This is a genomic window from Paenibacillus sp. J31R34, from assembly GCF_059383715.1.
This window is the reverse complement of the sequence record NZ_JBXENU010000002.1, coordinates 940,873-951,493: the sequence shown is the minus strand read 5'-3', so window position 1 is coordinate 951,493 and position 10,621 is coordinate 940,873. Positions and strand designations below refer to the sequence as shown.

The 10,621-nt window shown below is 45.3% G+C and carries 10 protein-coding genes and 1 pseudogene; 8 read left to right on the top strand and 3 right to left on the bottom strand.

The features are described from left to right. Positions 1-101, top strand: a pseudogene (locus AC50YG_RS09390) (IS30 family transposase); the annotation flags it as partial. A 404-nt stretch (positions 102-505) separates the two neighbouring features. Here AC50YG_RS09390 and AC50YG_RS09385 read toward each other — a convergent pair. Then, on the bottom strand, positions 506-721 hold the full coding sequence (locus AC50YG_RS09385) for a GyrI-like domain-containing protein (RefSeq protein WP_494826384.1): 216 nt from the start codon (positions 719-721) through the stop codon (positions 506-508). A gap of 88 nt (positions 722-809) precedes the next feature. Between AC50YG_RS09385 and AC50YG_RS09380 the strand changes: the two genes are divergently transcribed. From AC50YG_RS09380 to AC50YG_RS09365, 4 genes are all read left to right on the top strand, one after another. Then, entirely contained in the window at positions 810-1,529 is a 720-nt protein-coding gene (locus tag AC50YG_RS09380; protein ID WP_494826329.1) for an SDR family NAD(P)-dependent oxidoreductase, read from the top strand. A gap of 318 nt (positions 1,530-1,847) precedes the next feature. Further along, positions 1,848-2,063 (top strand): hypothetical protein, encoded by a 216-nt coding sequence (locus AC50YG_RS09375; RefSeq protein ID WP_494826328.1) that lies wholly within the window; start codon positions 1,848-1,850, stop codon positions 2,061-2,063. Between the two features lie 148 nt (positions 2,064-2,211). Further along, positions 2,212-2,709, top strand: coding sequence for an RNA polymerase sigma factor (locus tag AC50YG_RS09370; RefSeq protein ID WP_338554265.1), 498 nt, complete (start codon positions 2,212-2,214; stop codon positions 2,707-2,709). Then, positions 2,690-3,262: a hypothetical protein gene (locus AC50YG_RS09365; protein ID WP_494826327.1), complete on the top strand. Its 573-nt coding sequence runs from the start codon at positions 2,690-2,692 to the stop codon at positions 3,260-3,262. Before AC50YG_RS09370 ends, AC50YG_RS09365 begins: the two co-directional genes overlap by 20 nt. Before the next feature lie 132 nt (positions 3,263-3,394). Here the strand turns inward: AC50YG_RS09365 and AC50YG_RS09360 are convergent, their stop codons facing one another. Together AC50YG_RS09360 and AC50YG_RS09355 are read right to left on the bottom strand one after the other, a co-directional pair. Next, positions 3,395-4,819 carry an alpha-L-fucosidase gene (locus AC50YG_RS09360; RefSeq protein WP_494826325.1) on the bottom strand — a complete coding sequence of 475 codons (1,425 nt, stop codon included), beginning with the start codon at positions 4,817-4,819 and terminating at the stop codon, positions 3,395-3,397. Next, positions 4,812-6,860, bottom strand: a complete 2,049-nt coding sequence (locus AC50YG_RS09355) for a beta-galactosidase (protein WP_494826323.1) — start codon at positions 6,858-6,860, stop codon at positions 4,812-4,814. The genes AC50YG_RS09360 and AC50YG_RS09355 overlap by 8 nt, the downstream gene beginning before the upstream one ends. A gap of 213 nt (positions 6,861-7,073) precedes the next feature. On the opposite strand from AC50YG_RS09355, the gene AC50YG_RS09350 reads away from it, so the two are divergent. The 3 genes from AC50YG_RS09350 (at position 7,074) to AC50YG_RS09340 (ending at position 10,607) form a co-directional block, all read left to right on the top strand. Then, positions 7,074-8,720 (top strand): extracellular solute-binding protein, encoded by a 1,647-nt coding sequence (locus AC50YG_RS09350; RefSeq protein ID WP_494826321.1) that lies wholly within the window; start codon positions 7,074-7,076, stop codon positions 8,718-8,720. Positions 8,721-8,805: 85 nt separating this feature from the next. Continuing rightward, the gene (locus tag AC50YG_RS09345) at positions 8,806-9,717 is read left to right on the top strand and encodes an ABC transporter permease (protein ID WP_473761360.1); all 912 of its coding nucleotides are present in this window, start codon (positions 8,806-8,808) and stop codon (positions 9,715-9,717) included. A 20-nt stretch (positions 9,718-9,737) separates the two neighbouring features. Continuing rightward, entirely contained in the window at positions 9,738-10,607 is an 870-nt protein-coding gene (locus AC50YG_RS09340; protein WP_494826320.1) for a carbohydrate ABC transporter permease, read from the top strand. Positions 10,608-10,621: the final 14 nt, after the last annotated feature.

Here is a 10,621-nt window from a genome sequence, read left to right as displayed (position 1 = left end):
TAGCGTGCGCTTTGTTCCTTATTAATAACCGTCCTCGAAAGTGTCTAGGATGGAAAACCGCACACGAAGCTTTTCAGGTTGAAGTGTCGCACTTGGCTTGACAATCTGTCTGTTAGATTCTTTCGGAAATGTTTTTGGCGAAATGATATTGATTAAGAAAATTTTTGCAATATTAATTGCTGTTATCTCTTTGTTAATAGGGTATTTTGCTTTACGAGATAAAAATAAAAAACAGGTGTGATTTTGTTGAGGAATAAATGGAAATTGAAATTTGTAATTGGAATAACAACGGGTACTATGTGCACCAACCATGGGTAGGTCCAGTTTGGTGTACTCCTAATTGAAAAGATAAAAACAACAGACTTTTACTTTAAGATCTAGTTTTTGAATTTGAAGAGGTGCCAATATATGCGCTTGATCGTCCTTAACTGGAGGATTAAGCGCTGTTTGTGTGAGTTCAAACAAAGATTTCTGGGTAGAGAGCCACCACGTAGCAAATATTGATTTAAAAGACATGCATATTTTGGAAATAACATACGTTCACCATCAAGCTGACCTTTGCAAATGGAACATCATCTGGATAACCCTCTGAAATGACAATACATACATCATATCGACAGTTTTCCGGTTTTGTTGTTTCAGAGTTATCTTGTGGGACTCCGAGCAGGAATGTCGATTCGGTAAGCAGATTTTCTCCCTTTGCCCATTTATTCAGCTTCATCATTGCTTAAGAATTGACAGGACCATAGAATGCTATCATGATTTAAAAAGATATTCTTTATTTTATAGGGAAAGAAGGGGTATTCAACATGAAAACCTATCTTGTATTCGGTGCCAGCAAAGGATTAGGAGATGCATTCGTCAGAGGAGTTCCTGAGCAAGGAGATAAAGTATGGGTCGTTTCGCGAAGCAAGCCTGAAAGTTTGGACTTGAATGATGGTGTAGAGCGGATATGGATACAGGCTGATTTGTCTGAGCTGCACGCCGCTGCACTCGTCGCGGATAAGCTGCAAAACGAAACAGTGGACGTTCTCATTTACAATGTGGGGCTTTGGGAAAAGGAAGGTTTTGAAGATCATTATACGTTTGATAAAGATGAGCCAGCGGATATAAGTCAGTTGATTCATGTAAATATCACTTCGGCCATTGTATGCATTCAGGCAGTATTACCCCATATCAGGCAATCGACAGCTGGTAAAATTATGCTCATCGGTTCAACCGCCGGTTTGAACAATTCAAACAGCACGCAGGTCTCTTTTGTCGCGTCCAAATTTGCCATTCGTGGCATTACAGAAGCTCTCAGAGAGCATACAAGAAGTGACGGTATTGCCGTTACTTGTATCAACCCGGGTGAGCTGGCAGCTGAAATTCCTTATGAAGAAGGAAGTGAGCGGGCCCTTTCCGCCTATAATGGGACACGAATTCCACTTCAGGATATCGTTGCTCTAGTGAAATGCGTAGTCAGTCTGTCCAAGGCAGCGTGTGTGAAAGAAATCAATATCCCAGCTTTAACGGATATGAACACCTAATTATGATTCGATACAAAATACATATGAAGAGGGAATTAGCCTCTTAGCGCAGTCTGGACACATTCCAGGCTGTTTTTTATATTTATTGACGAGTAATATTGTCCTAGTGTGCTATCTAAAAAGAACAGTTGTTGTAGATCATTTTTAATGATTACAAAGAAACTGTGGGCAAAAGAATCAGAAAGCTCGTACTTCATTTATCAGAAATAATCCGCTGCAGATGCTGCCCTTGCTGCTGTGGGAATTGGGGTGGAAGTCCATTTGGCTGATCGTTGTTGCACTGCCATTATGGACAGCCGGTCAAATGGATGAATCAACATGGGAGACGGCCTCAGCCTGTTTGTTGGTCGTGATTTTTCCTTTCATTATTCCTTGGCGGTATGTTTTGACAAATTACGTGAAGAAGCGTGGGGAGCGGTGGCGCTAGAAGGTGAAGTAAGTGGGAATAGAACCAAAAAGGCACCCGAGCAGGTGCCTTTTTTAATTTCGTCTTATAGCTACAGCAATCGGCACATGTTTAATATTGCAATGTAAGGGGCTGTCCTGAGAGGCCCATGGCTTTGTTCTGACCCTTTGAATGAAACGGATATTTTAGTGGAAATCATTACATGCTAAAAAAAATTAGACGCAATGAAAAATATTAGAACTCTCAGTTGTATTAAAAGTGAAAGGGGGTGCTGAGGTGTACAATTCATATGAGCTCAATGAATCTGTACGGCGGGCCTTGGATCTATATTCACACAGCTTGATTAAAATAGCCTTTACGTACCTGAAAAATATAGCTGATGCAGAAGAAGTGACCCAAGAGGTATTTCTCACCTATTTGCAGAAGCGCCCTGTGTTTGAAAACAGTGAACACGAAAAAGCGTGGTTGATTCGATTAACCATTAATAAAAGTAAAAATATGCTGAAAACCGGATGGTTCAAAAGCAGAAATCCTGTTCCCGAAGATCTTAGCTATCTCCCACCAGAAGAAAATGGGATTTTGCAGGCTGTACTGGCCTTGGACAAGAAGTATCGAATTCCAATTCATCTGCACTACTATGAGGGATATTCCATCAAGGAAATTGCAGATATCATGCAGACTAAGTCGGCAACGGTAGGAACATGGCTCGCGAGAGGACGTCTTATCTTAAAAGACAAGATTGGAGGCTTGGAGGATGAAGAAATCTGTTTATAAATCCGCGATGTCCCGTGTGAAAACAAGTGAGAATTTTAAAGAGGCAACCTATCAGAAGCTGATGTCGGAAATGGAAAAGACAGCACAACCAAATAGCAGCAATCAAAAGGAGTCGTTTAAAATGGAAAAAGCTAAAAAAAGAACGTTAACAGGTTGGACAGTTGGTATTGCAGCATGTGCAGTATTATCGCTAGGCATCTTCGCGATGAATCAGGATACACCAAATACAACAAATGTGCCAAATACAACACCGGAGTCGGCTGCTGTTGCAACGAAGCCTCCTACGAGTGGCAAAGCGGTTGTCAATATCGAGGGTGAGATTACGGAAGTGAGCACAGATGGAAAAAGCTTTAAGGTTGGTGACTTATGGGTAACCGTAACCTCAGAAACTGGAATGGGCATCGAAGGGCCAACGGCTGCCGAGCCGTCTGAAGAGCTGCTGCAAAAGGAGTTTAAAGTCGGCAATATCGTATCTGGATTTACGACAGAGGATGTAAGCACAGGAAAAGTGAATGCAGCACGCATCTACAATAATATGGCTCCGCAGAAATAAAATAGATACCTGGAGCGTAACGCAGATGGTTTTGAAGTTTACCGTTGCACAAAGAAGGCCAACAGTCACCCTCTTACGAGTGACTGCGGCCTATTTGTGTTTGTCGATGTGTTGTCGAAATTATGGTGAAACTCAGAGCGGGCTGAGATAAACCTCCAGTGCAGAAATGGTAGGACACCAGCGCGATTCTTCAATAGTTAGGCGGATGTGTCTTGCTGTTACTGCTGGGAATTTAAGTATGCGCTTGTAGCCGACAATCGTGCATTCACAGAATTGCTCCCAAGAACCGTCCTGCAGGTACTCCATACGGAATTTTTCGATCCGTTGACCGGATTGGATATGTTCTTTGAGCACGATTCTGTCAAATGCTTGCTCGACATTCAAATCGATTTCGATCACGGCATGCTCAGTACCTTCTTTGGGACACCAATACGTATTTTTGTCACCATCTAAAATCCGATTGGCATCGTGGTTCTCGTCCAATGCTTCCGTCGCCGCAGCATTTGCATTCGCGGCAAGATTATGCTGGAACGTGGACCTGATCATTTGTCCGAGCTCAGCCATTCGCCTCGCATCATTTTCATGAATGAGTCCGCGCCCGTCGGGAGGAAGGTTCAGAAGAAAGGTCGAGTTTCCACCAACCGATTTATAGTAGATATCCAAGAGCTCTTCCAGATTTCTAACCTTGTCATCCTCACCGGCGTGGTAGAACCAGCCTGGCCGAATCGAGGTATTTACTTCAGCCGGATACCATGTGAGCTTATCTTTCCCTTGAATGGCTTCTCTGCTGCCTAAATTCTCGTCTCTTGAGTTCGTTCGCTTGGAAAACTCGCCGTCGTCAACATGCTGCGACTCTTCTTGGATTTTCTCGCAATCCTGAAGCTCTGCCGGAACGACACTCCACTCGGAATCGCGAGTATGGCCCGCCTCATTGCCGCACCAACGAACATCAGGACCGCATACGGATATGACTGCGCCTGGCTGCAATTCACGAATCACCTCGTAATAGCCATCCCAATCGTAAACTTGTTTTAATCCATTGGGCCCCTCGCCGCAAGCTCCGTCAAACCATACACAGAAGATGTCGCCGTAATGGGTCAGCAGCTCGCGCAGCTGATTTTTCAAATAGTCGTTGTAGAGAGAGGAGCCGTACCGTTGATCGTGACGATCCCAGGGGGATAAATATACGCCGAATGCAATCCCGCCTTCACGGCAAGCATCCGCTACCTCCTGCACAAGGTCGCCATTCCCGCCACGCCATGGACTGTTCTTAACCGAATACTCCGTATAGGCGCTCGGCCAAAGGCAGAATCCGTCATGATGCTTGCAAGTCAGGATCAAGCCCTTCATTCCAGCCGATTTACAGACTTCTACCCATTGCTTCGCGCTAAATTCCAGCGGGTTGAAGATTGCTGGATCCTCGTCACCCAGTCCCCATTCCATATCCGTAAATGTGTTAACGCCGAAGTGGATAAAGGAATAGAACTCCAGTTCCTGCCAGGCCACCTGTCGTGCTGACGGTACGATTTGTGCAGCATTTCTGATTCGTTCACTCATTGGTACGCTCCCCTTCGATTGTCGATTCATACATCAGTAGTTCTACGTCATAGCTGCTTAAAGTCAGCGAGCGCTCGAAGCGACTGCCAGTAAGGAAGCCAGATGCGGGCTTATCGAGCTCTATTGTTTGCTCAGTGCCAGTGGTGTTCACATAGATAACGGAGCCGTTTTCCAGTTTGCGTGCGATAACCCCTGATGGAGTAGACGGTCCTTTCTTTATGCCAAGCGCTGAATACAAGGGGGCCAGAAGCGCTGTAAGGAAGCTCGTATTGGCGGGAATGGCGACATAGATGGCTTCTCCCTTGCCGTACCTGTTCCGTGTCACTGCGGGCGACTTATCCCATGTATTGGTAAAATTTGCTACTGTCTCAGCCGTATGAGCTTCAAGGATTTCATAATAGTCGATATCAGGCTGAAACTCATGCCCACCGAGTAAAATAATCGGCTTCTCACGCTCCAAGCGAAGCTCCGTCTTCTCCAGTCCGCCAGCATTTTCGATAGGCGTATGACTTCTGGTTCTCGAGAATGCTCCGCTGCGAATGCCAAATACATCACTAAGCTCTCCCGGCAGCGGGGTGTCGAATACGCGGTTGTGCTCATTGACCTTCGCTGAATACGCCGTCATTACAACGGTTCCACCGCCCTCTACGAAGGAGCGAATCGCTGCCGCCGATGCTTTATCCATCACGGCATGTCCCGGCACGATCAGAATTTTATAATCGTTTTGCAGCTGGCGCAAATTCACAATATTACAGTCAAGATTAGCCAGCACAAGTGTCTCATAGGCTTGCAGCACTTGCTCGGTATACTCCATTTTGTAATAGCTGCGGTTGCCTGCCATCACCTTCAAGCTTTCGTAGGAATAAGCAATGGCGATCTCCGGCTTCGTCCTTCTGGGAAGGCCTAGTTCCTTCAAAAGGTTGAATTCCTCAGCGATTTGTTTGAACTCGTCGTACTTCCAGCCTGGAGTTCCGTCATGGTCCACTAGACCGAATACATACTGCTCCTCTCCGCCTAACATTGTACGCCAGGTCCACGCACAGACCGCTTGACCTCTATATACTAAAGAGAGATAGGCGTACATTCTCATTGCATTGCGCGGCGAACCGTAACCTCCAAAGTCACCGGTTTGGAATTCGAGGCACCAAATAGGTTTATCAAGCTCTCCGATACGATGATCCATAAAGAAGCAAGCGGCTGTCAAAGCTTTTCTGTCTTCTGGATTAGTGCCCGGATAAAAACCGATTCCTGGCAAGTCAATAATATCTTGATACTGCTTCAAATAATCGAACCCGTATCCGGGATTTTCAGACCAATGGTTGGTAGACTCTCTGGCATGTGGGGCCAATCGTTTGACGAGAAGGCTCAAGCCATGCATATACGCCAAAGTTTCATCGGAATAAAAACGCCACATGTCGATTACCCGTTCCGGAGCACCTTGTATTTGACCCGAAATCGGCAGCACGACATCGTGAAAGCTATTCAGCTTTCGAGACCAGCGATGAGTCGTCCATGCTTGGTTCAAGTTGTCTATGGTTTTATATTTCTCCTTAAGCCAAGCTTCAAAGCGGTTTCTGGCGGCACTGGAATAGGAAGGCGCACCCGAGCCAAGCTCATTGCACAAACCAAAGGCGTAAAGGGCAGGATGGTTTCGGTAGCGGCACACTAGTTTTTCCGCGAATTTGTAGGCATACTCTTGAAAAGCAGGATGGCCGATATCTTCCATATATCGCGTTTGCGCTTCTAATCGATTGCCGTTTGTATCTGTGCGGTCGATCTCGGGATATTTTTTGTGCAGCCATGTGGGAGCGGGGCGGGTAGCAATATCAAGAACAACCTCTATACCAGCCTCGTGGAAAAGATCCATTACTTCATCGAACCACTCAAATGTAAAGTTCCCCTCAGACGGCTCATAGCTGTCCCAGCATAGGTGCCCCAGTCGGACAATATTGAAGGAGGCCTTTTTCATCATTTCAATATCGTGCTTCCATCGCTCGCGAGGCCAATCGTGCGGATGGTAATTCGTTCCTGCAAATAACAAGCTGATCACCGCCATATAAAATAATTAAATATACAGACCATATTAAATGCTGTATTCCAAATAAGAAATATAAAAAAAGAATGCGAATATATAAGAATATGAAAATCGAAATGAACGACCAATATATTTATATAAATATCGTTTTATTGTTATTTATGCATTTATGAAGTCAGCGATATACTAAACATCAATCATATACAAGGAGGTCACAGAATGAGAAAAAGATTTGTGAAGCAAGCGTCGATTGCGCTTGTAGCCGGATTAACGCTTTTAACTGCTGTTGGCTGCAGCCAAACATCCAATTCAGAGAAAAATGCACAAGGGGAAACAGAGAATGCAGGTCAACAAGAGGCTACGATTTCATTAGGTCGTGTTGTAGGCTCCGATAACAAATTTAAAAATGGAGAGAGCATAGAAAACAATGTTCACACCAAGTGGGCTAAAGAGAAGTTCGGCATTAACTTTAAGGTGGATTGGACCGTCGGAACTGGCGAGGCCTATTCCACAAGACTCCGTCTGCTGCTAAACTCCAACGACAAACTGCCGGATGTCTTCACATTGAGTGATCCGACGCTTGAGAATCAGGTGGTCGATTCCGGCAAAGTCATGGACATTGATGAAGCCTTCGATAAATATGCTTCGCCGCGAATCAAGGAGCTTTACGCTCAATATCCTGAAATCTGGAATACGGTAAGCTACGATGGCAAGCATTATGGTCTTCCTACCTTCAATGCTGTCAGTTCCTTCAGCGTCATGTGGATTCGTCAGGATTGGCTGGATAAATTGGGACTGCAGGTGCCGAAAACCATTGAAGATATGGAAACTGTCATGGATGCATTCGTTAATCAAGATCCTGATGGCAACGGGCAAAAGGACACCATCGGGTTGTCTCTTTCCCTTAAAAAAGGCGTTACAGCCGTGAAGGATACGTATATGGTCTCCAGTGATTTCTTATTTGGACAAGCAGCTATCCCAACCTACTGGACGGAGGCGGCAGACGGGACGCTGCAGTACGGGTCCGTGCAGCCGACAGTGAAGGAGGGGCTGACCAAGCTTAGCGAGTGGATGAGCAAAGGTTATCTAGATAAAGATGCAGGGGTTATGGATGAAGCCAAGGCAGCGGAAAGCTTTGTACAGGGCAAATCCGGCATGGTGTTCGGACCAACATGGATGGCGACTTATCCATTCAACGCCGATATGAAGTTTGATTATAAGCCGGTACCGATACCAGCAGGTATTGACGGGAAGATGGGATTCGGCAGCGAACCGCAATCCTCAGTCCGATTCTATTTCAACAAGGACTTTAAGTATATGGAAGCATTTTTCAATTATTTGGACGCTATTATGGGACCAGGCTTCTACGATCCTGATTCGGAATTCGCCAACGGTTGGGCGGAGGGCTACGATTATGTCTTGAAAGACGGAGAGCCCGTTTATGATCAGGATCAAATTCCGGGTGGATGGATCGATGTGAAGAAGTATTCCATTTACGGAAACGATATCCAAACGCCCAAAAAAGAGCTTGAAGTCATGGCCAAGCTAGGTCAAGGGATTGCGCCAGAAACGCCTTATGAGAAGTATTTCTCAGCCAGACCGAAGAAATGGTCGGAAGCTGCTGCAGTATTGCAAACGTATCTCGACGACGCCGCTATTTTTGATCGGTATACTGGACCACCAACAGCAACGATGGCTCAAAAAGGCGAATTGCTTCGCAAAATGGAAAACGAAGCCTTCCTGAAGATTATTTATGGAAATGAATCTCCAGACTCTTTCGATGCTTTTGTTAGTAAGTGGAAGTCTTCTGGCGGCGACGATATTACCAAAGAAGTAAACGAGTGGTATCAAGCGGTCAACAAATAGAAGATTTTTATTCGGCAGGCCTTGCGGGGCATATCGACGTAAGGCCTGTTTTATTTTCTAAATTAGCAAAAAAGGAGTTGTCTGGATGATGGAATGGAAGAAGAGGAGGATGAAGGTTTTTCGCCAGCTTCCTCTTCATTTGCTCATACTGCCATCTGTAATCTGCTTGCTTGTATTTAATTACGCGCCGATGGCTGGGCTATTGATGGCATTCCAAGACTACAAGCCTCGCCTTGGCCTTCTGAATTCGCCATGGGTTGGCTTAGAGCATTTTCAGTATATGTTTACGTATCCCGACAGCATACAAGTGATTTATAACACGCTATTAATCGCTTCGCTTAAAATTGGAGCTAATACTGTGGTGCCTATCGTGTTCGCCTTGCTTCTGAATGAGGTTCGCGTCATGATGTTCAAAAGGTTTGTACAGACGTTCGTTTATCTTCCTCATTTCTTGTCTTGGGTTATATTGGGCGGTATATTGACAGATATCTTAGGCAATAAAGGGATTGTGAATCAGCTATTATCCCTGCTGGGAGCAGGTTCTGTGTTCTTTCTCGGCGACGGCACTTGGTTTCGGATAACGGTCGTGGTCAGCGATGTGTGGAAGGAATTCGGCTTTTCCACGATTATCTATCTTGCGGCCATGAGCGGCATTAATATGTCATTGTACGAAGCAGCTGAAATGGATGGAGCAAGCCGCTTCAAGCAAACCTTCTATGTCACCTTGCCGGCGCTTGTACCCGTTATACTGGTTGTAGGAACGTTGGCGCTAGGCAATATCCTTAACGCGGGCTTCGACCAAATCTTCAATCTGTACAATCCGCTCGTTTACCGCGAAGGAGATATTATTGATACCTTTGTTTACAGGGTAGGACTTATGAATGGATCATTCAGTTTTGCGACAGCCGTCGGCTTGTTCAAATCGGTAGTGAGCTTCATCCTGATCGTTGCTGCGTACCGACTTGCCTACCGGTTTGGCAATTATCGCATTTTTTAAAGTAAAGGCAGGCTGATTCTATGTATCGAGGCACAATTGCTTATCGATGGTTTACTGTATTCAATACATTGCTTCTGACAGTGATATCCGTTTTATGTATTTTGCCGCTGGTTCATGTTGCCGCCGTATCTTTAAGCTCGAGCTCGGCTGCAACGGCCAACCAGGTGTATTTCTGGCCGATTGGATTTACAGGTGAAGCTTACTTGAGGACGCTATCAAATCCTTTATTTTTGCGTTCCCTGATCATATCAGCGGAAAGAACAGTTAGCGGCACCTTGTTGTCCATGGCATTGACCGTTACAGCGGCCTATACGCTATCGCGTTCGTTTTACGGCAGAGGATTTTATTCATGGTTTTTCGTATTTACGATGCTGTTTAACGGCGGCTTGATTCCGAGCTATTTGGTAGTCACTGAGCTTCATTTGACTAATACGCTAGGGGCCCTTATCCTTCCGGCAGCCGTTAACGTGTTTAATACGATTCTTATGATGCAATTTTTCCGAGCCATTCCGAAAGAGCTTGAAGAAGCGGCTTTAATAGACGGAGCGGGCTATATGAGATCGTTGACCGCGATCTATCTACCTTTATCGCTTCCTTCCTTAGCTACCTTATCGTTGTTTTCGATGGTATGGCACTGGAATTCATGGTTTGACGGATTGATTTATATGACCGATTACCGGCAATATCCGCTTGCGACATTTCTGCAGACGATTATACAAAGCGGAGACATGAGGAATACGAACATAGATCCCGGGCAGCTGCAGATCCTGTCGGAAAGAACGGTGCGATCTGCCCAGATATTGATTGGAGCGCTTCCGATCCTGTTAGTCTATCCCTTTCTGCAAAGGTTTTTCGTTCAAGGGTTGACGATGGGAGCAGTTAAGGAATAGAATGGGCAAAAACT